Origin of the sequence: Paenibacillus sp. lzh-N1 (assembly GCF_002872435.1) — a bacterium.
In the GTDB taxonomy this organism is placed as follows: domain Bacteria; phylum Bacillota; class Bacilli; order Paenibacillales; family Paenibacillaceae; genus Paenibacillus; species Paenibacillus polymyxa_C.
In genome coordinates this window covers 1250899-1274967 of sequence record NZ_CP025696.1, presented here as the reverse complement: position 1 = coordinate 1274967, position 24069 = coordinate 1250899, and the positions used below count along the sequence as shown (strand labels likewise).

At 46.3% G+C, this 24069-nt stretch carries 20 protein-coding genes, 1 pseudogene and 3 riboswitches; of the genes and pseudogenes, 10 read left to right on the top strand and 11 right to left on the bottom strand.

Translation table 11 applies throughout. The annotated features are described in order from the left end of the window. Positions 1–46: 46 nt before the first annotated feature. Both sdaAA and sdaAB read right to left on the bottom strand, forming a co-directional pair. Positions 47–946: an L-serine ammonia-lyase, iron-sulfur-dependent, subunit alpha gene (gene sdaAA / locus C0638_RS05770; protein ID WP_058711598.1), complete on the bottom strand. Its 900-nt coding sequence runs from the start codon at positions 944–946 to the stop codon at positions 47–49. Further along, entirely contained in the window at positions 936–1625 is a 690-nt protein-coding gene (gene sdaAB, locus C0638_RS05765) for an L-serine ammonia-lyase, iron-sulfur-dependent subunit beta (RefSeq protein ID WP_058711599.1), read from the bottom strand. The genes sdaAA and sdaAB overlap by 11 nt, the downstream gene beginning before the upstream one ends. Before the next feature lie 211 nt (positions 1626–1836). Further along, a riboswitch (glycine riboswitch) is annotated at positions 1837–1951 on the bottom strand. Between the two features lie 214 nt (positions 1952–2165). Here sdaAB and C0638_RS05760 point away from each other — a divergent pair. The 8 genes and pseudogenes from C0638_RS05760 (at position 2166) to C0638_RS05730 (ending at position 10818) form a co-directional block, all read left to right on the top strand. Next, positions 2166–3770 carry a DUF6359 domain-containing protein gene (locus C0638_RS05760; RefSeq protein WP_058711600.1) on the top strand — a complete coding sequence of 535 codons (1605 nt, stop codon included), beginning with the start codon at positions 2166–2168 and terminating at the stop codon, positions 3768–3770. A gap of 328 nt (positions 3771–4098) precedes the next feature. Further along, positions 4099–5130, top strand: coding sequence for an ABC transporter ATP-binding protein (locus C0638_RS05755; protein ID WP_013369043.1), 1032 nt, complete (start codon positions 4099–4101; stop codon positions 5128–5130). After that, on the top strand, positions 5108–6034 hold the full coding sequence (locus C0638_RS05750) for an ABC transporter ATP-binding protein (RefSeq protein ID WP_025679577.1): 927 nt from the start codon (positions 5108–5110) through the stop codon (positions 6032–6034). The genes C0638_RS05755 and C0638_RS05750 overlap by 23 nt, the downstream gene beginning before the upstream one ends. 13 nt (positions 6035–6047) lie before the next feature. Further along, positions 6048–7016, top strand: coding sequence for an oligopeptide ABC transporter permease (opp4B, locus tag C0638_RS05745; protein ID WP_025679579.1), 969 nt, complete (start codon positions 6048–6050; stop codon positions 7014–7016). Positions 7017–7053: 37 nt separating this feature from the next. After that, on the top strand, positions 7054–7953 hold the full coding sequence (locus C0638_RS05740; protein ID WP_419185413.1) for an ABC transporter permease: 900 nt from the start codon (positions 7054–7056) through the stop codon (positions 7951–7953). 43 nt (positions 7954–7996) lie between these two features. Continuing rightward, positions 7997–9817, top strand: a complete 1821-nt coding sequence (gene opp4A, locus C0638_RS05735) for an oligopeptide ABC transporter substrate-binding protein (protein WP_040102315.1) — start codon at positions 7997–7999, stop codon at positions 9815–9817. 80 nt (positions 9818–9897) lie between these two features. After that, positions 9898–10056 (top strand): annotated as a pseudogene (locus tag C0638_RS26020) (LysR family transcriptional regulator); the annotation flags it as partial. A gap of 6 nt (positions 10057–10062) precedes the next feature. Continuing rightward, positions 10063–10818, top strand: a complete 756-nt coding sequence (locus tag C0638_RS05730) for a LysR family transcriptional regulator substrate-binding protein (protein ID WP_233902286.1) — start codon at positions 10063–10065, stop codon at positions 10816–10818. Positions 10819–10836: 18 nt separating this feature from the next. Here the strand turns inward: C0638_RS05730 and C0638_RS05725 are convergent, their stop codons facing one another. The 4 genes from C0638_RS05725 to C0638_RS05710 form a co-directional block, all read right to left on the bottom strand. Continuing rightward, on the bottom strand, positions 10837–11496 hold the full coding sequence (locus C0638_RS05725; protein WP_058711602.1) for an amino acid ABC transporter permease: 660 nt from the start codon (positions 11494–11496) through the stop codon (positions 10837–10839). A gap of 14 nt (positions 11497–11510) precedes the next feature. Then, positions 11511–12170: an amino acid ABC transporter permease gene (locus C0638_RS05720; RefSeq protein WP_040102312.1), complete on the bottom strand. Its 660-nt coding sequence runs from the start codon at positions 12168–12170 to the stop codon at positions 11511–11513. A 71-nt stretch (positions 12171–12241) separates the two neighbouring features. Further along, positions 12242–13072, bottom strand: a complete 831-nt coding sequence (locus C0638_RS05715) for a transporter substrate-binding domain-containing protein (protein WP_025679588.1) — start codon at positions 13070–13072, stop codon at positions 12242–12244. 45 nt (positions 13073–13117) lie between these two features. Beyond that, positions 13118–13855, bottom strand: coding sequence for an amino acid ABC transporter ATP-binding protein (locus C0638_RS05710; RefSeq protein WP_017427181.1), 738 nt, complete (start codon positions 13853–13855; stop codon positions 13118–13120). 328 nt (positions 13856–14183) lie between these two features. On the opposite strand from C0638_RS05710, the gene C0638_RS05705 reads away from it, so the two are divergent. Continuing rightward, positions 14184–14648 (top strand): cupin domain-containing protein, encoded by a 465-nt coding sequence (locus tag C0638_RS05705; protein WP_013369054.1) that lies wholly within the window; start codon positions 14184–14186, stop codon positions 14646–14648. Positions 14649–14729: 81 nt separating this feature from the next. Here the strand turns inward: C0638_RS05705 and C0638_RS05700 are convergent, their stop codons facing one another. From C0638_RS05700 to C0638_RS05680, 5 genes are all read right to left on the bottom strand, one after another. Continuing rightward, positions 14730–15440: a GGDEF domain-containing protein gene (locus C0638_RS05700; RefSeq protein WP_233902321.1), complete on the bottom strand. Its 711-nt coding sequence runs from the start codon at positions 15438–15440 to the stop codon at positions 14730–14732. Positions 15441–15482: 42 nt separating this feature from the next. After that, positions 15483–16133, bottom strand: a complete 651-nt coding sequence (locus C0638_RS05695) for a class D sortase (protein WP_233902285.1) — start codon at positions 16131–16133, stop codon at positions 15483–15485. Between the two features lie 107 nt (positions 16134–16240). Beyond that, entirely contained in the window at positions 16241–19852 is a 3612-nt protein-coding gene (locus tag C0638_RS05690) for an LPXTG cell wall anchor domain-containing protein (protein ID WP_058711603.1), read from the bottom strand. A 359-nt stretch (positions 19853–20211) separates the two neighbouring features. Beyond that, positions 20212–21021: a transglutaminase-like domain-containing protein gene (locus C0638_RS05685; RefSeq protein ID WP_082689655.1), complete on the bottom strand. Its 810-nt coding sequence runs from the start codon at positions 21019–21021 to the stop codon at positions 20212–20214. A 12-nt stretch (positions 21022–21033) separates the two neighbouring features. Further along, positions 21034–21115, bottom strand: a riboswitch (cyclic di-GMP riboswitch). 39 nt (positions 21116–21154) lie between these two features. Further along, a riboswitch (cyclic di-GMP riboswitch) is annotated at positions 21155–21233 on the bottom strand. Positions 21234–21340: 107 nt separating this feature from the next. Next, positions 21341–22216, bottom strand: a complete 876-nt coding sequence (locus C0638_RS05680; protein WP_040102309.1) for a helix-turn-helix transcriptional regulator — start codon at positions 22214–22216, stop codon at positions 21341–21343. 583 nt (positions 22217–22799) lie between these two features. Between C0638_RS05680 and C0638_RS05675 the strand changes: the two genes are divergently transcribed. Next, positions 22800–24056, top strand: a complete 1257-nt coding sequence (locus tag C0638_RS05675) for a DUF445 domain-containing protein (RefSeq protein ID WP_058711604.1) — start codon at positions 22800–22802, stop codon at positions 24054–24056. Positions 24057–24069 lie beyond the last annotated feature (13 nt).

Below are 24069 nucleotides of genomic sequence, written 5' to 3'. Positions count from 1 at the left end.
TTTTAAGGGACGTACTCGCTTCTTAATACAGAGGAGGTTACCCCAATTATGGCTTATGCTTTTTGACCGATGTGTTGCGAGTAAGTGATTCGGTCAAACGCTTGCCAGTGGGGGTCTGGGCCAAGCCGCCTTTGGCGGTCTCGCGGTGCTTTGACGGCATTGCGCTGCCGACTTCAAGCATCACGTCAATGACTTCGTCAGACGGAATGGCGCTGCGCACACCCGCCAAAGCCATATCCGCTGCGGCAAGTGCGGTCACGGCTCCCAGCCCGTTGCGCACGATACACGGAATCTCGACGAGTCCGGCGACGGGGTCGCATATCAGACCGAGCGTGTTCTTGAGCGCTAGGCCTACGGCGTGAACGGCCTGCTCAGGTGTGCCACCGCGTAGCTCGACCATAGCGCCAGCGGCCATCCCGATGGCTGAACCAATCTCAGCCTGACAGCCTCCCTCCGCGCCGGAAATGAAGGAATTGTTGGCGATGACGTAGCCAATGGCTCCGGCTGCGAACAAGCCGTGCACCATATGCTCATCATCCCAGCCGAACCGCTCCTGCGCACTAATGAACACACCGGGGATGACTCCGCATGAACCTGCAGTGGGCGTGGCGACAATGCGCCCCATGGACGCATTAACCTCCGACACGGAGAGCGCATAAGCCATGGCGAGCGCGGAGGCATCGCCGGAGCAGGTTTCCCCTGTCCGCAGATATTCGGCTAAGCGCTTGCCGTCGCCGCCCGTTAATCCACTGCGGGATACGGTGTCTTGCGTCTGACCACGATGAACAGCCTCTTTCATGACTTCATAATAATCAGACATTTGGCGGAAAATTTCTTCTTCCGTTGTATTCGTCTCTTGTACCTGCTCTTGAATCATCAGGCGGCCAATCGTGGTGGATTCCTCAGCGCATATAGCGCTGATTTCATGCAGATGGCTAAATCGCATCAGATTCAGCTCCTTTTTTCAAATTAATCATTTTAATTTCGTACATATGTGGTAAGGATTGTAGTTTTGCGATTAATTCAGCTGTAGGAGGACTGTCCGTTTCGATAGCTGTAAGTGCTTCTCCATCCCGACCTTTGCGATCCACGTGCATATAGGCAATGTTAATGTCAGCAGCGCCGAGCGCTGAAGTCACCGCACCTAATGTACCGGGCTTATCCGAGTGAAGAAGCACCAACGTAGACAGCTCTCCGGTCAGGTTGACTCGGAATTCGTTGAGCTGCTGGACATGGATGCTGCCACCGCCGATGGAGGAACCCAGCAGTGTACGCTGATCCTCACCCTTCCACAGCTCAAAACGGACGGTGTTCGGATGGGGGGCGGGTAGTCCGCTGACGGCAAATTCCACCATCATCCCGGCCTGCTCCGCCCATTGCTCGGCATCTGGAATTCGGTGGTCGTCTGTATCGTAATTGAGCAGTCCTGCGATGAGCGCCAGGTCTGTACCGTGTCCTTTGTATGTGTCGGCGAAGGAGCCGTACAGTGTCATGCGGGCACGGTCAGGCTGCGTCCCGAGCCAGTGACGGGCAACGCGTGCAAGCCGCACCGCGCCTGCAGTGTGTGAACTGGAAGGTCCGGTCATGGCCGGACCGATAATGGAAAATACATCTTTGAAACGCATGGTGTGGCCCCCTATATGTTCTAGTACCATAGTATATGGTATTTCCGCGTTTTTGCGCGGCTATGACGGTTCCTAATGCTGACGTACAATGTGAGCGCAAAAAAGGACAGGATAAGGAAGTTTCCCTTATCTCTGTCCTCGTTACCTGAGAGTTTCGTACGGTGTCCTTACCGCCTTACCCCTTGGGTGGCTTGCGCTCTCTCCAGAGTTGCGTCAGATGACGATACATGGACCTGAGAGATTATCCGCCAGCCGGGTGTTGGCGTCTTGCTCCTTCGGTGCCGCCAGCGTGTAAGCCCCTGGACAGACTCTCCCGTCATCTTCATTCGCGTATACCGTTCTACATATCTTTCTTAGCGTAATGTATGCTGTGCTCGGTGTCAATCGCAGGGTTCAATTTTTACATAAACAAGCGAGTTTCCGATAAATAAGAATAAAATTTACATAATTATGGATGAAATCAGGAAGGAATTAGAAGATTGATAGCTAATCTGATAGAGGACAATTACATTTATGAAATTATAGGAGGGATATTGACGTATGGTAAAAGGCTTGCGGTTCACAGGTTCACGCTTGAAAGGGGTGCTGCATCTGGCAGCGATCGTATCGCTGCTGATCGGGATCTTCGTTCCATTCGGTCAGGTCAAAGCGGAGGGAGCACTGACAGTAGCCGAGGCACTCCAGCGCCAAGGCAGTGGAGGCACAGTGACGGTGGAAGGTTACATCGTCGGACATGCTACCGGATCGAAAACGGCTAATTTTTCTTCTCCGTTTGCGAATGATTTTAACGTACTGATTGCCGACCAGGCCAATGAACGAAGCACGTCTAATCTATTGGATGTACAGCTGACATCAGCGTACAGAGGGCAATTTGGGCTAACAGGCCATCCTGAGCTGATTGGCAGCAAAATCCGTGTGACGGGTACACTTGGCGCCTACAATAATTTTGGTGGAGTGAAAAGTCCAAGCACTGTTGAACTGGTGAACGGAAGCGAGCCGGGGGAACCAGGTGAACCTGGCGAACCTGAACCTGGAAATCCGGGTCAACCCGGTACTACACTGCCGGATGGCAAAGGCAAAAAGGTGCTGTTCGATAATACGCACGCACAGACGGCTGGGGCAGCAGATTGGGTCATTGAAGGCGCCTTCTCCGACTTTGCCAATGGACTGCGTAATGTAGGTTTTACAGTGGACCAACTGAACCGTCCCATTCCTTTTACTTATGGAGAACAGGCCATAACCTATGATAAGCTGCGCCAATATGATGTGTTCATCATCGGTGAAGCGAATGTTGCCTTTAAGGCATCCGAGCAGGCTGCCCTGCTGCAATATGTGAATAACGGGGGAAGTGTTTTCTTCATCTCCGACCACTATAATGCGGACCGTAACAAAAACCGTTGGGATTCCTCTGAGGTTATGAATGGCTACCGTCGTGGAGCCTATACTAATCCGGCCAAAGGGATGACTACAGAAGAAGCAGCATCACCGGCGATGCAGGGGTTAACTAGCTCCGATTGGCTGGCGACCAACTTTGGTGTTCGTTTCCGTTACAATGCACTTGGCGACGTGAATGCTACGGACATTGTAGCCGCAGATCAATCCTTCGGCATTACCAAGGGTGTACGCTCGATTGCCATACATGCGGGATCTACGCTGGCTATTATTGATCCTACCAAAGCCAAAGGAATTGCCTATATCCCTACAGGTACGAAAAAATGGGGCAATGCTGTAGACCAAGGTGTCTATAACGGTGGAGGCCGTGCGGAAGGGCCTTATGCTGCGATCTCCAAGGTAGGTCAAGGCAAGGCAGCATTTATCGGTGATTCTTCCCCTGTAGAAGATGCTACACCGAAATATGCGCGTGAAGAAAACGGACAGTCGAAAAAGACATATGATGGTTTCAAGGAAGTGGACGATGCCACCTTCCTGGTGCAAACGGTCCAATGGCTTGCGTGGAAGCAGGACTACACCAAATTATCCGATGTGGCAGGTTTAACGCTGGATCAACCGACGAAGCTTCTGCCGTTTGAGGAGCCTGCGGCTTCCACAGAACCGCAACCCGAGCCTTGGTCTGCTCCAGCAGCAGGCTACAAATGGTACGATCCAAAAACGTTCAAGTCGGGCTCTTATGGAGCGGCTTCGTAATAAACGTAAAGAATTCAGTGTGAGTGGTTGGGTGCTAGTTAGCCGTTTGATCCTCTGTAGGGGATCAAACGGCTTTTTTGTGATGAAAATTAACCTGTGGTTGGTTATTTGATTACATTTTGTGCCAGGAAAGTCGCGCTACTGCTGGATCATTGATTTTTTAAATGATGTTGATAGCATAATCTTAATTGATATATCCATATACTGGTGATAGGATGTATTCAAATTATTCCGACAAAAACGGTATGTAATGTTCATGAGAGGTTTTAAACATCAAACATGGTGAGAATAAGCGGGACAAGACCATGGAGAATGGAGGAAGCGCGCATTGAATATCAAACCCGTGTTGGAGATTAAGGGATTATCCGTATCTTTTCGCATCAAGGATCAATATCACCCCGCAGTCGACCATCTGGATCTGACGGTCAATCCCAATGAAGTGCTGGCTGTAGTCGGAGAATCCGGTTGTGGCAAAAGCGCGTTGGCGCTTTCGATCCCACAACTGCATGACATGGAGCGAACACGTGTCGAAGGAAAGGTTCTTTTTAAAGGCACGGATCTGATCCGTCTCTCCTCAGGGCAAATGAATAAAATCCGCGGAGCGGGCATTGGCATGATCTTTCAGGACCCGCTGACAGCACTTAACCCGTTAATGTGCATTGGTAAGCAGATCGAGGAAAATCTCGATTATCATACGTCCCTATCTACGAAGCAAAAAAGGGAACGTGTACTGGAGCTACTGGAAAGCGTGGATATACCCAACCCCGTACGTGTGTATGAACAGTATCCGCATGAACTTTCAGGAGGGATGCGCCAGCGTGTGATGATCGCGATTGCCATAGCTTGCCGACCCTCTCTTATTATTGCAGATGAGCCGACTACTGCGCTCGATGTAACCATTCAATCGCAAATTCTTGACTTGCTCAAACAGCTTCAACAGGAGACTGGAAGCGGAATTATTCTGATTACGCACGATCTTGGCGTTGTGGCCGAAGTAGCCGACCGTGTGGTGGTCATGTATGCCGGAGAAATCGTGGAAAGCGCAGATGTTTTTGAATTATTTCGGCATCCGCAGCATCCGTATACGCGTTCCTTGCTAGCCTCCATGCCGGGATCGCATACCAAGGGAGAACCGCTGCATGTCATCGGTGGTATTGTTCCCTCCTTGCAAGATATTCCTCGCAATAGCTGTCGCTTTGCTTCGCGTATTCCTTGGATTCAGCAGAGAATGCATGAAGACCATCCCCGATTAAGTGAAATTTCTCCCGGCCATTGGGTCCGCTGTACATGTTACCAGCATTTTCATTTTGAAGATGAGACAAAGGGAGAGGCTGCTCATGGCACTACTAGAGATAAATGATTTGAAGGTTCATTATCCGGTGCGCGGCGGTTTTTTCCAGCGTGTCGTTGATCAGGTAAAAGCAGTGGATGGCGTGTCGATCAGCATAGAGGCAGGCCAAACATACGGGCTAGTAGGAGAATCCGGCTGTGGAAAGACGACGACAGGAAGAACGATTATCGGCCTGAATAAGCTGACGAGCGGACAGATTCTTTTTAATGGCAAGGATCTTACGGCTCTGAGTCGTAATAACCGCCATCCGCTGCGTAGAGACATTCAGATGATTTTTCAGGACCCCTATTCTTCGCTTAACCCGCGCAAGCGCGTATTGGATGTCATTGCTGAACCACTGCGAAACTTTGAAAGGCTGAGTAATGAGGAAGAACGGCGGAAAGTACAGATGCTGCTGGAAAAGGTTGGCTTGAACGCTGATGCGGCCTACAAATATCCGCATGAATTTTCCGGGGGACAGCGGCAAAGGATCGGGATTGCGCGTGCGCTGACATTAAACCCAAAACTGATTATTGCAGATGAGCCCGTATCAGCGCTTGACGTTTCTGTGCAGGCACAGGTGCTTAATTTTATGAAGGATGTGCAGCGGGAGTTCAAATTGACGTATTTGTTCATTAGTCATGACCTGGGGATTATCCGCCATATGTGCGACCAAATCGGCATCATGTACCGAGGTCGCTTAGTGGAACAGGGGAGCGAGCAAGATATTTATGAGCGTCCACAGCATTTGTATACCCAGCGGCTTATTGCCACCATTCCCAGTATCGATCCTGCGAAACGGCTGGAAAATGCTCAAAAAAGGCAAAAGCTTTTATCCTCTTACAAGTCAGAGCTGCCCAAACATCTAGACGCGAGTGGAAAGCCGTTTGCACTAAAGTCAGTAAGTTCATCCCATCAAGTCGCGCTACCATAAGGGGGGACAGAATATGTGGAAATTTACAATGCGCCGGCTGCTGGTTATGATCCCTCAACTTTTTGCACTGAGTGTGCTTATATTTTTCCTAGCTAAGGCTATGCCAGGGGATGCCCTGACAGGGCTCATCACTTCAACTCCCAATCTAAATCCGGCTGCACTGGAAGAACAGCGGCAAAGACTGGGATTGAATGACCCGGTGTGGGTGCAGTATGGGAACTGGCTCGTCCAGCTTGCTCATGGTGATCTGGGCAAATCTTATGTACATAAAATTAGCGTTACCGATTTGATTGGCAGTCGTTTGGGGAACACGTTCTTTCTGGGTGTTCTGATTCTGGTTCTAACGTATCTGATCGCCATTCCGCTGGGAGTACTCAGCGGTCGTTATCAGCATAGTCTGCTGGATAAAACCGTGGTCGGGTATACCTATCTCAGCTTTGCGACACCTCTATTTATACTCGCATTGCTGTTGTTGTACGTGTTTGGGTTCAGGCTTGGCTGGTTTCCAACCAGCGGCAGTGTGGATGTAGGTGTAGAGCCGGGGACATGGTCATATTACGTGAATAAGTCATATCACCTCATTCTACCGGCGGTTACAGGCGCATTACTCAGTACAACGGCTACGATTCAGTATTTGCGCAATGAGGTCATTGACACACGTCTGAAGGATTTTGTGAAAACGGCGCGTTCCAAGGGGGTACCCGAAGGAAAGATCTATTCCCGTCATATTTTCAAAAACTCTTTATTACCCATTGCTGCTTTCTTGGGCTACGACCTGACGGGTGTGATTGCGGGCAACGTTTTCCTAGAATCTATTTTTGGTTATCCGGGGTTGGGACAGCTATTTCTTCAGTCCATCACCCAACGGGACTTTTCAGTTGTGAACGCGCTGGTCATGATCTCCGGCTTCTTGGCACTATTAGGGACCCTTTTATCTGATGTCATCCTAAGCAAGGTCGATCCCCGCATTCGAATTGAATAGAGAACAAATCTAGAGAAAAGGAGGGATTATGGTGTCTATGCAGGTGGAGGAAGTCTTCTCGCCGGAAATCATTCGTAAATCACCGTCTAGCTGGTCTGTACTGCGTCGTGAACTCGTACGTGACAAAATGGCCTTGATTTCCGTTGGATTTGTGGCTCTGTTCTTGATTTTTATATATGCCTCTGTCCTGTTTGTCAATCAGGATGTAGTCACGACGGTCGATTTGGGTGCGATCCGCGAAGCTCCCGGTTCAGTGCATTGGCTGGGTACGGACCGAGCGGGCAGGGATATATTCGGCCAGCTGGTCATTGGGGCCCGCAATTCCTTTACCATTGGCTTTACGATTACTTTGTTATCCGCCGCCATCGGCTTGACGCTGGGCTTACTGGCTGGGTTTTATGGAGGACTGGTTGATAACATCATCATGCGAATCATTGATTTTATCCTGGTGCTTCCATTCTTGATGCTGGTTATCGTATTTGTCAGCATTGTGCCCAAAAGCGGCATAGGTTCCTTTATTTTTATTATGACTGCCTTTTTATGGATTGGAAAAGCGCGCCTGATCCGGGCCAAGGTGCTGTCTGAGCGGGAACTGGACTACGTGCAGGCTTCCAAAACCCTTGGCACACCCAATTGGAAGATCATCTGGTTGGGTGTGCTGCCCAATCTCAGCTCTGTTGTGATTGTTAATCTGACGCTCAGTCTTGCGGGAAATATCGGGATCGAGACCGGGCTTTCCTATCTCGGCTTTGGCTTGCCGGAATCTACTCCGAGCTTGGGGACACTGGTGAGTTATGCGAATGACCCGGATGTATTGCAGAACAACTGGTGGATGTGGTTGCCTGCCTCACTGCTTATATTGGTGCTAATGCTGGCAATCAACTTTATCGGTCAGGCGCTCAAACGTGCCACTGATGCCAAACAACGATTGGGTTAAACCGAAACTCAAGGATAAGGACAACAACAAGGAGGGGTTTACAATGGTTAAACGCTGGAAAAAAGGAATTCTGCCTGTTCTATCTGCCATTTTGGTGCTTTCTTTGGCTGCATGCAGCGGCTCGCCTTCCGCTTCGAATGGAGCAAAATCGTCTGACGGTACAGGTGGATCAGGGGCCGACAGCAAGCAGGTGAATGCGACTGCGCTGGCAAAGGCGGTCAAGAACGATAACCCCCCGATTAAGGGCGGCATCATCAATTATGCACTCGTGTCCGATACCCCTTTTGAAGGTATTCTGAATCCTGTATTTTATGATGGAAATCCGGATTTTGAAGTCTTCCAGTTTTTCTACCCTTCCCTGTTTTCGATTGATTCCAATCTGAATATTGACGATAAAGGAGCGGCGACGATTTCCTTTTCCGCAGACAATAAGGCGGTGACTGTCAAAATTGATCCCAAGCTGAACTGGACAGATGGTAATCCCGTAACGGCAGAGGACTATGCTTTTTCCTATGAAGTGATCGGCCACAAAGACTATGAAGGTCCACGTTATGATAGTTTTATGACCAACATTGTAGGTATGGAAGATTATCACGCCGGCAAGGCCAAGACCATTTCTGGCGTCAAGGTGCTGAATGAGAAAGAGGTTACCATTCATTTTAAGGAACCTAATCCTTCGGTAAAGTCGGGACTTTGGTCCACACCACTGGAGAAGAAGGTATTCCGGAACATTCCCGTAAAGGATATGGCTGGATCTGACCCTGTCCGTAAAAATCCGATTGGCTATGGGCCATTCAAAATTAAATCTATGGTCACAGGTGAATCTGTGGAATTCGTCAAAAATGAAGATTATTTCCGTGGTGCGCCCAAGTTGGATGGCCTTCATCTGAAGGTTGTGAATCCGAATGTCATTACTGAGGCGTTGAAAAGCGGAGAAATCGACTGGGCCAGCTATCCGACCACCCGTTACAATGAGGCCAGTAATCCGAAAAATGTACAGTTTCTCGGTCAGGAGGAATTGTCTTATAGCTATGTAGGCTTTAAGCTGGGCAAATTCGATCAGGCCAAGAGTCTAAATATCATGGACCCGAACGCCAAGCTGGCGAACAAGTCATTGCGTCAGGCCCTTGGCTACGCGCTGAATAATGAGCAGGTTGGCAAGCAGCTCTATCATGGGCTTCGGACTCCTGCGACATCCCTGATCCCGCCCGCCTTCAAGGGATACCATGATGTGAATGCGAAGGGCATTGCGTATGATCCAGACAAGGCGAAAAAGCTGCTGGACGAGGCAGGATATGTGGATACCAATGGAGATGGATACCGTGAAGACCCTAAGGGCAAGGAACTGGTGCTCCATTATGCAGCAATGAGCGGGGATGCGACGGCCGAATCGCTGGCTAAGTTTTATTTGCAAAATTGGAAGGATGTCGGGCTTCATGTCGAACTGGTGGACGGTCGTCTGCTGGAGTTCAATTCCTTCTATGACCGTGTGCAGAAGGATGACCCGGGCATTGATATTTTTGGCGGCGCATGGAGTACAGGTACAGATGTAAACCCTAGTGGGCTGTATGGACGCGGAGCCAGCTTTAACTACTCGCGCTTTACCAGTGAAGAGAATGATAAGCTGTTGCAGGAAGGGGTGTCTGTAAAAGCCTTTGACGACAATTATCGTAAAGATATATACAATCAGTGGCAGGCGTATATGAGCGAGGAGGCGCCGATTGTACCGACGTTATTCCGTTACTCATTGGAGGCAGTAAATAATCGGGTAGCCAATTACGATATTACCCGCGGCAAGGAGTACGATGCAGACGCGTTTGCGAATATTACGTTAACTGCGGAAAAAGCAGAAGTAGCCCAATAATCTAAAAAAGCGCAATAACCTGAAGAAGCGCGAACCGGATTGATCCGATCTCGCGCTTCTTTTGACCTGTTCATGCAAACATTTCTGGGGATTCTCGAAGGGAGAGAAGGAAGACGGAAATACGCCAGCTTCAATACTTCATAGCCGTATGCGAGGAACTGCATTTTACGAAGGCTTCGGAAAAGATCGGTATCTCTCAACCCACGCTTAGCTTGCAAATTAAGGCGCTGGAAGAGGAACTGGGCATGACGCTCTTTGACCGTGCAGGCAAGAAAATTAAAATGACAGATGCCGGGAAACTGCTGCTGCAACACAGTGCGCATGCGCTCAAAGATTTACAGCAAGCGAAGGCTTCTATTGAGGAGCTGCGTACCGAGCAACGCGGCAGTTTACGGATTGGTATCGCATTACCGGAGCTAGAGGAGTCGTTGCAAGAGATGTTTGCCCACTTTCATCGGTCATTTCCTAAAATCAGCTTGCACATCTGTCCATCCTTTGATGTAACAGAACAGCTGCTGGATAACCGTGTGGACGTTGGCATCACCCTACATTCGGGTACAGATGAAAGGCTTGTCCAGCTTCCTCTTCGCACAGAGAACTACTGTCTTATTGTCCCCGTAAATCATGCATTTTCCAATCGTTCTTCCCTTATGCTGGACGAATTGAGGCATGTACCCTGGGCGATGCAGCCAGAGTGCCATCCCGGCAGGAAGCTGATTGAGAAGTGCTTCCGTGATCGCGGTTATCCCTTTGCAACCGTCCTGGAAACAAATTCTATACCTTCAATTCTGCGCTGGGTGCAGGAGGGACTTGCCGTAACCCTACAGACGAAGTCCCTTGCGGCCGAACTGGATCGTTCACATTTTTGCACGGTACCTATTTTGCGTGGCGTGCCCCAAGGTCAGCTAGAGTTGATTTATCGGTCTGACCGTTACCAGGGAGAAGCAGTGAAGCGATTGATTGAACAGATACAAGCTGTACTAACAGAGTGTTCCAACTAGTGGCAACCCTGATGAGTACTACGTGCTTTTATGTGTACGAACTTCTAGCCTGCGAGCAATCAGTGACATACTGTAATTAACGGCAAAGTACAGGAAAGCGGCGAACAGCAGAGCTGGAATGACAAAAGATTGATTTTGTCCACCGACGATCTGAATGTTATGCGTCAGCTCCGGCAAACTGATAATGACAGCCAGTGAGGTATCCTTGAATAGGGAAATGAACTGGCTGACAATAGGAGGTACCATGCGACGAAGCGCTTGGGGTAGAATGATATGCCATAAGGTTTGAGAATAGCTTAGACCGGAGGAACGTGCGGCTTCCAGCTGTCCTTTATGGACCGAATTGAGACCGCTGCGCACAATCTCGGCAATCATGGCCCCCTCGAAGATTGATAGCCCTGTAATGGCTGCCCACTTGAGGGAAATCGATAATCCGATGGATGGTAAAACCATGCCGATGAAGAAAATAATGAGCAATAAGGGCAGGTTGCGAATCAGATCAATGATAAAGGCTGCAACCTGTGAAAGGACAGGTATACGGGTATAGCGCAGAATGCCGAACACAATACCGAGAGCGAAGCTGAATATGATAGAGTAAATAGCGACCTCCAGCGTGAGCAGGAAGCCCTCCAGTATAAAACGCACATTAGGCCATGCAAACAATCCACCGAAATCCATACGGGCTTCCCTCCTTAGGATGTTTTGGACAAGCGTCGCTCCATATATAGCACAAGAAAGCTGAGCGGAACCGTCAATACAAGATACAGCAGCGCCGTGATCGCATAGACTGTGATGGGCAGAAAGGTATCTGAGTTAATGAGATCCGAGTAATACATGAGATCCAGTCCAGCCACAATGGCCAGTACGGAAGAGTTTTTAACCAGATTGATGAATTGATTGCCGATTGCAGGCAGTACAATTTTAATGGCTTGCGGTAAAATAATGCTGATCATCGTCTGGTTGTAATTCAACCCGGAGGACCTTGCCGCCTCAAATTGTCCCTTGGGTACAGATTGAATGCCGGCACGTATAGCTTCTGCAATAAAAGAGGCGGTGTACACAGTCAATCCAAGCGTTCCAGATACAAAGCCGTCCAAGGGGATGCCCAGAGTGGGAAGACCGAGATAAAAAAACAGTACAACAATCAGCAATGGAATATTGCGGATGACCTCTACATAGACAGTACCGATCCAGTTTAGCCATTTAAAAGGCGCAATTCGGAAGATGGCAATGATTGCCCCCAGAATGAAGCTTCCGATCAAGGCAATAACACTAGCTTGAACGGTATGAAGCAAGCCTTCTCTGAAACGGTCGCCATGATCGAAAAGTACGTTGATATCAAAAGTTAGCATCTACGGGTATACCTCCTTATCCAGAGCTAAGAAAGGAAGGAGCACGCAATCGCGGCTCCTTCACAAGATCATTATTCGGGTTTAACCCCAAGCCATTGCTCATGCAGCTTATCGTATTCACCATTGCTTTTCAGTTCCTTGATCGTATCATTAATGGCTTGCAGCAGTTCGGTCTGCCCCTTTTTCACTGCAATACCGTAAGGTTCCTCTGTGAAGTTCCCACCTACTAGGGTATAATTCGGATCTTGCTGTTGCATGCCAAGCAGAATAGAGTTATCGGTCGTCAGCGCTTGCCCTTTACCTGCCTTAAGGGCGTTGAAGGCATCTTGATAGTTTTCGAACTCTAAAATCGTTGCTTTGGGCGCTTTTTCGCGGATATTTTTTGCGGAAGTAGAGCCTTTAACAGCGAGTACCTTGGTATCGGGTGTCAGGGACTCCAGACCGGTGATCGGGCTTCCTTTTTTCACGAGTAGGGATTGCCCTGCATTAAAGTAGACATCGCTGAAATCGACCTGTTTTTTGCGCTCATCCGAAATGGTCATCGTGGCGATAATAGCGTCGATGTCCCCATTTTGCAGTAAGGTGATTCGTGTTTTGGACGTGACTTCCTTGAGTTCGAGCTTGGTTTCATCACCAAAAATATGCTTGGCTACAGCCTTGGCGATGTCGATATCAAAGCCCTCGACTTTCCCGCTAGCCGGATCTTTTAGTCCGAATAACTTGGTGTCGTACTTCACCCCAACGACCAGTTTGCCACGCTGTTTGATGGCTTCCAGCCCGTTGGGAGCTGCTGACTCATTCCCCGACGTTGCTGCTTCTTGTTTGCCTCCACAACCTGCCAAGACGAGCAGACAGGATAATGCAACCAGCACCAAAGTACTCCACTGAAATCTTTTTCTCATCAAAATGATCCCCTTTCAATTTTTATTCCATTAATAATAGTCCGTTTAATGATGAATCAGACGGCTCAGGAACAAACGAGCCCGTTCTTCACCCGGATTCTGAAAAAACTCAGCAGGCTGGCTGTCTTCCAAGATCTGTCCTTTGTCCATAAAAATCACGCGGTCAGCCACTTCACGGGCAAAGCCCATTTCATGAGTGACGATGACCATCGTGATGCCTTGATGGGCAAGCGAGCGCATGACATCCAGCACCTCTCCGATCGTTTCGGGGTCCAGAGCTGAAGTCGGCTCGTCAAACAGCATAATTTTCGGATTCATTGCGAGTCCACGGGCAATTGCAACCCGCTGTTGCTGTCCACCGGACAATTGGGCGGGGTAGCTCTGTGCCTTTTCTTCAATTCCGACACGCTTCAGATAGGTGAGGGCAGTTTGAATAGCTTCTTCTTTCGGGATGCCCAGTACCTTCATCGGTGCCAGTACAATGTTCTCAATCACCTTTTTGTGGGGATACAGATTGAAATGCTGGAACACCATCCCGATATTGCGGCGGAAGGCGTTAATATCAATTTTTTTGTCATGCACGGGGACATCGTTAACGATTAGCTCCCCATCAGATATCGTTTCCAGACGATTGATGCAGCGAAGCAGGGTGCTTTTACCTGAGCCGGAGGGACCGATGATGACAACGACCTCGCCCTCCTTAATCTGAAGATTGATGTCTTTAAGTACATGAAAGTGACCGTAATGCTTGTTGACATTGCGAAAATGGATCAGAGAGCTCACCCCTTTTTTGACTTGAATACATCGCTTAGTAGACGGAATGACAAGATGCAGTTCTATTAGAATTTCGAAATTTCTCTCATGATACTATAAGCTTACAATAAAAAACAAGATTTTATGTCAATAAACTTTACGTGAAAGGTGTTTTTGGCTGTTTTTATACTAGTTATTTGTTATTTATATGATGAAAACGAATATATATCCACAATTTAATGTTATTTAGTTTGACATAAACTATGAAACCTCGACATGCAGAGGGAGAAACGTGACAAAAGCAGCGCTATGTTTTACAGTAGGGAAGAAGGAATTTAGGGTAAAGGAAGGATAGACAATGACGAAAGCTATTTCACCGCTAGTCACGGCATTGGGCATGGAGCCCCATCCAGAAGGCGGCTGGTACAAAGAGATGTGGAAGGCCAATTTTCAAATTCCGAAGCCTGTACTGCCGGATGTGTATTCCGGTCCGCGCTTTGCAGCTTCGTCTACGTATTTCTTGCTGCATCCGGGTGAGTTCTCCGAGTGGCATGTGGTCCATTCTGACGAGCTGTGGTTGTACCATAGTGGAAGCCCTATAGAGTTAAAATTGGGTGGAAGCGGAGAAGAACCTGGCGAAGAAACGGTAATTATCGTTGGCGCAGATGTGGAGGCAGGACAACATCCACAAGCACTCGTACCAGGAACTGTATGGCAAACGGCACGTCCGCTGGGGGATGAGCCTGTGCTGGTAACCTGTGTTGTTGCACCAGGATTCCACTTTGATGATTTCAAGCTGATTGCCAAGGGTAAGGTGGAGTAGGAATGTTTTATCGGCGGGTATAATCCTGGATAAACAGGACCTTACCCGCCTGATTTGTTGTTACGGGTATTTTTGTTAGTGTTAGAGAGCTGCCATTTGTTGTATACTTTGGATCTTTGTTTTTTTTCGAAAACCAGCTGCAAACTTTATCACTCGTGCAGTACCATATGATCTGACGTTTGGCCTCTGTTTGATCCTCTGGTATACAGCATAGCGGTTTCTCCCCATTCCTTTCGCTTGGTACATGGCGATATCGGCCTCTTTCAGTAAAGAAGGCAGGGGCTTCTTCGGAGAAGGATGCATAGTAATCCCGATGCTACCTGTAACTTGAAGATTGATTCCCTGGATGTTATAAGGAACGCTGATTTTTTGCAGCAGCAGTTCTGCCAGAACTGTGACCTGATCGGCATCATAATCCTTCATAATGAGTAGAAATTCGTCACCACCGATTCGAAAAGCTTTCTGATGGGAGTTTGTTACCTGGAGTAAATGATCGCTTACCCGTCTGAGCAGCTTATCACCGATTTGATGTCCATATGTGTCATTAATGGCTTTGAATCCATCCAGATCAAGATACATAATAGCAAAGGCTTCCTTGCCGTTGCTTCGTTTCCAAAATAGCTCAAGTGCATTCCGATTGAACAGACCCGTTACAGGGTCCTGATAGGCAAGTTTCCGCAGCAAATTTCTTTCCATCATCACAGAATGCAAAAAAATTAACGTATATATCCACAGCGCCAAAGTTAGACCGATTAGAAGTAAGGCTGTTAAAGATATACTCAATAGGGTCACCACCAATATAGTTTATAGGTTATTCCGCTTCTATTAGCGGCATTAGGTTAGTTGTCTGGCATGAACGATGAGTCGATGTGTCGGATTTACAAGAGGATCACAGGTAATTAGTGTGAGAAGCTTTTGTTTCTTGATGCTTTTTAAAACGGAGACATTTGAAGGAGTGACGACTGAAATGTTGTAGACCTTGTATACGTATTTTTCACCCCGAGTGTGAATTAGAATCTGATCTCCGATTTTCACCTCATTAAGCCGGTTAAATAAACGTCCAGTTGTTCGTGAGCGATGAGCGGCTATGGCAGCATTCCCCACCTGGCCGAGTGTCGCAGTTTCCGACATATGTACGGCTGCATATCTCATATGCTGTTGGGTTGCACCTTCGAGTAGAGGAAGTTCCAGCCCGATACGATCAATCTGGATTGTAGCGATTGGGGCTTGCTCTGAAGCCGACGATGGGGGAGTGGCTTGTGACAATTGTGGCCCATCCGCTGCTGCAGTATTTGTCAGCCAATTGGACAAATCTGTATAGCCTTTCATCATTTCGGGAGTCAGTGTCGATGTATCTGTATTTGATAATGATTCAGCTTCCTGTAATAGCTCTTTTTGCTTTTGATCTTCCAACCATTCATTAGCGGTAGGAAATAACATGATGATGATTCCTAATATGATGCTCACGTATGCCAGCTTACGCAATTGAAAAGCCTCCTAATACAGTAATCCATAGATCGGACATGTAAAATAATTCCCCTTCTCGCTGAAATGATGAGTTGAGAAGGGGATTTTTGATTATAAAATGTTATTTATTTTTTATGCGTTCGTCTATAACCCAGATAGGCCCCCAGAAGAATTAAGAACATGCCACTTACATAGAAGGGAGCAGGACTGTTTTCTCCTGTCTTTGGCAATGTATCCACCTTGGGTGTATGACCCGGATCACTTGGATTCTCTGGTTTTTCTGCGGGTAGGCGGATTACACCCTTAGGTACTGGGTCTTCTTCAATCTTCACGGGCGGAGAAGGCTCCTGGTGAGGATCGGCTTCCGGTGTCTCAGGTTGCACCCCTGGTTCAGCGGATGGTTGCGCCTCTGGTTCTACAGGTGGCTGTTCAATAACCGGAACGCCCAACGGAACATCCTCATCCTCAATAATTTTCGGCTCTTCGGTTGTTACGGGCGTAACAGGCGTCGCCGGAGGTTCAGTTATTTCAGGGTCCTTATCATGTTTTTTGCCTGAGCCCGGACTCGTAGGTGTACCCGGATCGGTAGGCGTACCTGGGTTTGTAGGCGTACCTGGATCAGTAGGTGTACCCGGACCCGGATCAACAGGAGTGTCTTTTTTGTTGGTGATTACGATTTGTTTAATGCCTGAACTTTGTTTGATAGTTGTATCTATTTTGATTTCTGTTTTTGGCGCTGTTATTTTGTAGCCTTCAGGAGCAGTAAGCTCCTCCAGGATGTAGTCATCATAACTCAATGAAGAAAATACGATTTTCCCGTCCAAATTGGTAGTTTGGACAAGAGGTGCTCTTTTCTGATTCTTGTCATAGAGTGCAAAACGTGCCCCGGATAGAACCTTATTGTGATCGTCCTCATCAACTTTGGTAATCTCCAGACTTCCCGTAACTCCTCCTCCTGATCCTGAACCAGAGGATGTGCGCACGGTAATTTCCTTACTTGTTTCCCTGATTTCGGTGGTCAAACGGTCGCCCTCGAAATTAACCTTATTGCTCACTTTTGCCTTGTCTTCAGCTTGAAGAAAGGATTGATATTGCAAAATATAACCTGATGATATAGCCTTCGCAAAGGCAAGCTCAAAGGATTGCTGACCTTGAGCAGTCGTTGTTATTTTTAGCTTATAATCCTGATCCTTGACTAACTCAGTGTCCCTAACAGCTTCTCCGTTGGCAGACACTTTGGTGGAGTATAGATGAAAGGAATCTTCAATCAGAATTTGATTATTGCTGGGCGTATCCACGATCTTCGCGTTGGAGACATGGGATTGCCCTTCATTGATATGGATGTTCCAGTCGATTTTATTTCCATTCTGAGCACCGGACTTTGTCACGTATTCTCCACCGTGGGGCACAGTCACTTTGGCAGTCCATTCCGAATCTACATTTTTTCCATCCATAAGCAGAGCGTTATTGTTAATCTCTTTATCAATAAGCTCTCCTTCCAATGTTGTTTGGAAAGTAACCCAGTAAGGAGAGTTGATGGACTGGTTAAACTGGATGCTCAGCTCGTTGTTGTTAGCGGCGGAAGGTAAAACCAGGGTATATTGGCTCGAAGGCACTTCGCCCCCTTTTTGTACGCCATTCCACCACCCGAGCAGGGTCATATCGTACACTTTAACTGAATTTGGGACCAGTTTTTGCCCTTGTAACAAGGTATCCCTAATTTCAGCATGATTCAGAGTTTTGCGGTTATAGTTGGCCTTAATGTCCCATGTAATTTGCTTGGAGCTGGCATTGTAACTACCTGACTTCGCCCCATTTTGCTGGGTCATATTGTCCGGCCATAATCGAGCTTCGGCCTCAGCAGTTTGTGTTGTTCCGTTGTATAACCAAGTGATAGAGGCTTTATTCCAAAAGTCCGGCTTGGTTTTGTCGATTTTCCATTCATTGTTAAAGGTAGTTGTGTAGTTAATGGTGTACGTGTCTTGAATCTTTTTATGAAAACGTATAGTGAACCCTTTTTTGTAATCCAGCGTAAGAGGGATCAGTTCGTAGTCTGTCGGTGATGTTAGTGTTGTTTTTCCGTCCGCGCTTTGGATCTTCAATGTGTTCGGCAATAAGGCCAGACCGCCATTCGGAAAGGCATCGTCGATAACGATTTGATCCATTGTATACTTATCCGCATTAATAGAAATGACCCAAGGAATTGTTTTGGTGTTATAGTTCGGTTCCTTATAGCCTTTGGTGATAATTATACTTTTCAGTTCGGTGGTTGTTTCTTTTGTTACCCCATCAGAAGTTACACTGTTCGTTATTTTACTATTTTTAACTACACGATCTATAGCCTTTGTTTGATAACGGATGGTATATGAGGCTTCAATATCCGTATTGAAAAGCAGATTGAAACCATTGGTACCATGATCGTCAGTAACTGGAGTGACGCTGTATTGGGATGCAGGGAGCTCATCCTGTGTATCCCCTTTATACACTTTAAGTGAATTTATGATGAGTTGTTGGCTGTTATTAAAACGGTCACTTAACGCGGCTTGAGCTGCGGGAATTTTTTTGTTGGCAAAATTATATTTGATTGCCCATGAGATCGTTTGTGTGACTGGGTCGTATTTCTCCACTTTTTTGCTTAAAAAATCCCCGCGTTGAACAGTGACTGTAGCTGTTGCGGACGTATCTCTCACATCGTCCCCTGAAAAAGTGGCTGTGTTGGAGAAACGAGTATCCTCGCTTGTTATGTTTGTGGAGTATTGAATTCGGTAGGCGCTGTTAATACTCTCCTCGTTAAAACGGATTCTGAAGCCCGGCACAACCGGATCAGCCTCTACTGTATACTTATCTGAGCTAACAGTGTCCCCCAGCACGGTGGTTCCGTTCACATTAATTTGTAAATGGTTTACCCGGATGGAGTCCTTGACTAGTTCTAGTCCTTGGGGAGTTGGGTCGGTTACTACAGCGTGTTTGATAGGATCCAAGTGTTTATTTACGTTAACTGTCCAATGAATTTGGTCTTTTCCATCAAACTTTCCTTGTTTCTCCATTGTAGGGCCAGCTGCAGGCTTAATATTTACGATAGCCGTTTGCTCGCCGCCTTTGATCGGGATCGCAATAATAACTTGTGTACTGCCTTTTTCTATTTGTGTGCTAAATTCAGTTTTGATCTCTAGCTTACCGCTGACATTAGAGTGGCTTTCTACGTAATCATTAAATGTCATAACCACTTTACCTTGACGGTCTACGGTAAAATGACCTACTTCTCCATCTGTATTCGTCAAAGGAGACGTAATATCTGTGTAAATTTGGAATTGCTCAGGTAATTGAAAGGTAAAGGTGTCTCCAGCTTTATACGTATGGTTCGGCAGTTCCCATTCATAGCCTAAATGGATGGCGGAACCAATATCAATACGGCTATCGGGATTATACACTGCATCAATAACACTTCCAGTAGAATCTGTAAGGGTTAGCTTGGTTAAAATACTTTCTTGAGTTGCCCTAACTTCAGAAGTTGAGCCAGCAGTTGGTTCAGGGACTGGAGCCGGGACAGCAGGTGGGATGTTAATTGGCTCTGAGGGCATTGGATAAACATCGTTAGTCACACTCTGAACCGGATCGGTTCCTGGGGTCACTGGCAGAGTAGAGTCGGGATTTTGTGCATAAGCTTGTGTTGTGCTGAACAAACACTGCAAAAAGAGCAATAGCGCAACCGTTGCTGTATTCCATTTTTTTCTCATACGGTAAACAAATCTCCTATTCTTAAAATACTCTTATTTAACGGCTAATGGTTATTCCTTCGAGGTCGAGAGAACTGTATTTATATATTCATCATTCATTCATATGATGCTATGTTAGCCGCATTAATTACTTGTTCAGAATTTATGAAAATTCATGTTCGGGGATGAACCTCCTCCTTTTGTCTCGAAATTAGATAATGGTTGGAAATCTCATTGTCTTCCTGGACTAGAATACATGCCACATCTCAACAATTTCTCAACAAGGATAGAAAAAGAGCCTTGATCATGTGATCAAGGCTCTTCAAGAAATATAGTTCTATTTTTCATTTTTTAATAAATATGAATTTAAAACATTGATATTAATATTGCTTTGTTTTAATGTATTTGGAGGGATCTTTGACCATTTCGAATTTCTGTTTACCCATATACAGTGCTGCATCTACTGTAGTGTCTACGACCACCCACTGATTATCGATGTAGACCTCATTCCAGGCATGATAAGCGTCCACGTAGGAAGATTTGCCCATAACCAGCTTGGTTGGTACATCTACACTTCGTAACATAGCAGCCATCAGTGAAGCATAACCATAACAAATATCTTTTTGAGAGCTTAACGTATGATCAATTTGTGGCAGATAGTCAGTCGTTAAGGCAAAGGCCTGATTGGAGTCATACTTGATATGACTAATTACGTAGTCATAGATTTTTTGCAGCTTCTCGCGATCGGTTGTTGCACCTTGGGTTAACTCACGGGCTTTTTGAATCGCTTGATTAGTACTACTCCAGTTAATATTTTGAACGGAATTAAGATACACCGTCTTGCTATCGTTTAGCTTTAACTCGATCGTATCTTGTCCTATCACTTTATATTGATTACCACTAAGCTGTTCCAAAATACTGATGTTATAGTTCCCATTACCCATTTGGAGAGGAAATACTTCTTCGGATTTCCCGGGTGTTAGATTATAAGAGTATTTTTGTGCATCTTTGGTAACCAAAATCTTGGTTTTAACGTTAGGTTTAACAGGGTAGCGCACACTGACCGTCCCATGATTTACATTGTTTTGATCCAACCATGCAACACTATCAGCAGCGTAAATTGTCGAATTTAAGAGTATTGCGGACAGCATGAAAAATAGGAGAAGTGTAGAAAATATCATTTTCCCCATAAAAAACTTCCTTTCGGTGGCCAGGCTGCCATCATCAATAGAAGGCCCTATAGCTTTGCGTCCCTGCCTTTCGACAGGTTTGCCATTTCGTATAAAGTTTTCGGGAAAAAAAGCACGACAAAAAGCCACTTCAACCGGTAGCTGGCTGCCATCATACAGAAGGCCCTGTAGCTTTGCGTCCTTGCCTTTCGACAAGTTTGCCATTTATCCTGAATAGCTTGTATTTTTATTCTATCAGTTAGGTACTCTATTAGGCAAGTTTAAATCTCAGATTTTCGCTATTTATCGACAAAGAAAGCTTGCAGATTATACATAAGACCTATTTTATACGGTTTCCCCATTTTTTGCGATAGGAATGAGGCGTTTCTCCAATGTGCTCTTTGAACAGATTGATAAAATGACTTGTGTTGGGAATGCCCACATATTGTGCGATATCCACAATAGCTACATCACTAGTTTTAAGCCAGCTTTGAGCAGCCGTGATACGAACATTAATAAGATACTCAATAGGGGAAAAGCCAATCTGTTTTTTAAAGTTTTTAGCCAGGTTGAACTTGTTTAGACCAAACATTTCTGCTAGCGAATCCAGCGTGATCCGTTCGCAATAGGATTGATCCAGATATTGCTTTACCTTGCGCACCTCTGCCGTTCCATCTGAATTCGCATTGGGATTGGCGTAGGGGTGCTGTAAAATAATCGTTAACAAGTCAACGATTATCCTGGATGAGAGCAGTTCAGAGGATAAGCTTCGTTCTGGCTGTACATGTAATAAGGTACGCAGCTTGTCCAGTACTGTATTTGAATCCTTTAGTGAAATTACCGGCTTATTGTGTTTATCGAATTGTTCGTAGAAATGGTCAATAAGATTGCCATATAGATTCACACTAATAAACTCCCATGTCTTCTGACAGGAAGTTTTGTACTGTACATATTCTTCGCAATTAATAAAAAGCATATCATGAGGTTTCAATATATAATCCTTGCCCCGGTATTGTAATTCCCCTCTCCCGGACAGAGTAAAAAGGAGCAAAAAAGAGGTGAGCTTTTGCCGTTCCATTACATAAGCATCTGTTTTGAAATAGCCTATTTCCTGTATATAAAAGAGGGATTTTTTAGCAAAAGCAGAGGGTGTACATATAATTGCAACTGGATCATCGCTCCAGACATACTGGGCATTTTTTTGGTTTGTTGTCATATCCAATTCCTTTACAAAAGAACAATTTTAGTAAGACAATTGTAGTTTGTTTCATGAATATCCTTTTAGAACCGGAGTTCCCATTTACAAAGGTTATTTTATCACATTAAAGTATATTCATGTATCGATTTGGGGTTATACATCATATAACAAAATTAACCAGAAGACACCTATTTGAAAAGGATAAGGTCATTCTGGAATTTATTCCTTAAATTGATGGAATAAAGAATGAGGTTGGAAATAATTAATTTCCTCAATGAATATATCGTAATCTTGCAATTCCACTTTTTGAGGCATTTATCCTTTAGGTTGCAAGAAAAATGGGACCATAATTCGACAAAATGATTCAAAGGGCTCATTTTGTTAGAAAATAGTTGTAACTTAATTGTTGTGATTTTGTTCACGAAAATGTATGGATAAGTGTGGTTATGCGAACTCAATTTAAGCTAATGTGCAAATTTTAAATATCATGCAATTTGTTGACAATAGAGTATGGTTACCTTTGGTATCTGCACAGGCAATGATATGATGGTACTACAGATGTAATGAAACAAATTTTACAGTTAGTTTGGAGGACTACATGATGGGAAAAACAAAAAACACAAAAACCGCAGCAGCTTGGTCACTTGTTATGATGGGAGCGGGCTTTGCTGCTACGTTACCTTTTCAACAATTTGGCTGGGCCCGTCTTTTGGCCGGATCTTTTGAAGCCGGACTTGTAGGAGGGTTGGCAGACTGGTTTGCCGTAACCGCGTTATTCCGTCATCCGCTGGGCATTCCGATTCCACACACAGCGCTTCTCCCTAAAAATCGGGGAAAGCTGACCGATGCCTTGGTTAACACGGTCGAGAATAATTTGCTTCATAAAGAAAGTATTGCATCTAAAATTGCCGAGATTAGATTGGCAGAGCTGGTGCTGAAAAGTGTGGAAAAAGGAATACGTACGCCCGAAGCGGTTACTTTTATAGATGTTCTTGCCAAGCAACTTGTCCGTTCGATTCCGCTGGCAGAGCTGGCCCCGGCCATCGCAACCGGGGTTAAGCGACAGGCGACTGAATTCGATATAGGACCATTGCTAGAGGTGCTCGCCCGGCAAGCTGGCGAGCGAAAGTATGACCAACGGGCGTTGGATTATGCGCTGGAGCAGACGGAGTCCTGGCTACTGCGGTCAGACACCGGGGTTACGCTAGGCACCTTGGGGATGCAGGCTGTTAGCGGCTTGCAGGTCAGCGGGCTTATGCAGTTTGCCCTGAACGCTTTCCTTGGCTATTTGAATGAGGAGCGTATGGGCGAGATGATTCGTCACTTTTTGCTGGACCGCGTAGCGGAGCTTCGAGACGAAGGACATCCGCGTCGTCAGGCCGTCCTGGATGGGTTCAACACACAGTTGATTCATCTGGCAGCCAAAGATACGGTCAGGGAGGGGCTGAATCACTGGAAAAACACCTTTATTGATTCTTGGGAAGGTGATGCAGCTATATCCGATAAGCTCGAAGAGCTTCGTCGTAATCTGCTGGATTACATGGAAGATGCCAGTTATGTAACGGCGTACATTGTACCTTTGCTGGATCAAATGCTGTCTGATTTATGGAGAAATACGGAGCTGCTGGACAAGATCAATTCGTGGATCGTAGCAGGTGTTACCGGAGTAGTGGAAGCAAACCATAGCCAAATTGGTAATCTGGTTCGAGAAAATGTAAATCGAATGGATGATGCCTCACTGATCGCTTTAATGGAGGACAAGCTGGGGCAGGATTTACAATGGATTCGGATTAACGGTGCGCTTACAGGTTTTCTGATTGGAATTGTGCTTACTGGGGTTCGTATGTTGCTTGAGTAGCACGGACAATCTG

Coding starts and splice junctions, on each gene's coding strand:
- sdaAA (WP_058711598.1), bottom strand. CDS start 946: ATGCGATTTAGCCATCTGCATGAAATCAGCGCTATATGCGCTGAGGAA.
- sdaAB (WP_058711599.1), bottom strand. CDS start 1,625: ATGCGTTTCAAAGATGTATTTTCCATTATCGGTCCGGCCATGACCGGA.
- C0638_RS05760 (WP_058711600.1), top strand. CDS start 2,166: ATGGTAAAAGGCTTGCGGTTCACAGGTTCACGCTTGAAAGGGGTGCTG.
- C0638_RS05750 (WP_025679577.1), top strand. CDS start 5,108: ATGGCACTACTAGAGATAAATGATTTGAAGGTTCATTATCCGGTGCGC.
- opp4B (WP_025679579.1), top strand. CDS start 6,048: ATGTGGAAATTTACAATGCGCCGGCTGCTGGTTATGATCCCTCAACTT.
- C0638_RS05740 (WP_419185413.1), top strand. CDS start 7,054: ATGCAGGTGGAGGAAGTCTTCTCGCCGGAAATCATTCGTAAATCACCG.
- opp4A (WP_040102315.1), top strand. CDS start 7,997: ATGGTTAAACGCTGGAAAAAAGGAATTCTGCCTGTTCTATCTGCCATT.
- C0638_RS05730 (WP_233902286.1), top strand. CDS start 10,063: ATGACGCTCTTTGACCGTGCAGGCAAGAAAATTAAAATGACAGATGCC.
- C0638_RS05725 (WP_058711602.1), bottom strand. CDS start 11,496: ATGGATTTCGGTGGATTGTTTGCATGGCCTAATGTGCGTTTTATACTG.
- C0638_RS05720 (WP_040102312.1), bottom strand. CDS start 12,170: ATGCTAACTTTTGATATCAACGTACTTTTCGATCATGGCGACCGTTTC.
- C0638_RS05715 (WP_025679588.1), bottom strand. CDS start 13,072: ATGAGAAAAAGATTTCAGTGGAGTACTTTGGTGCTGGTTGCATTATCC.
- C0638_RS05705 (WP_013369054.1), top strand. CDS start 14,184: ATGACGAAAGCTATTTCACCGCTAGTCACGGCATTGGGCATGGAGCCC.
- C0638_RS05690 (WP_058711603.1), bottom strand. CDS start 19,852: ATGAGAAAAAAATGGAATACAGCAACGGTTGCGCTATTGCTCTTTTTG.
- C0638_RS05685 (WP_082689655.1), bottom strand. CDS start 21,021: ATGGGGAAAATGATATTTTCTACACTTCTCCTATTTTTCATGCTGTCC.
- C0638_RS05680 (WP_040102309.1), bottom strand. CDS start 22,216: ATGACAACAAACCAAAAAAATGCCCAGTATGTCTGGAGCGATGATCCA.
- C0638_RS05675 (WP_058711604.1), top strand. CDS start 22,800: ATGGGAAAAACAAAAAACACAAAAACCGCAGCAGCTTGGTCACTTGTT.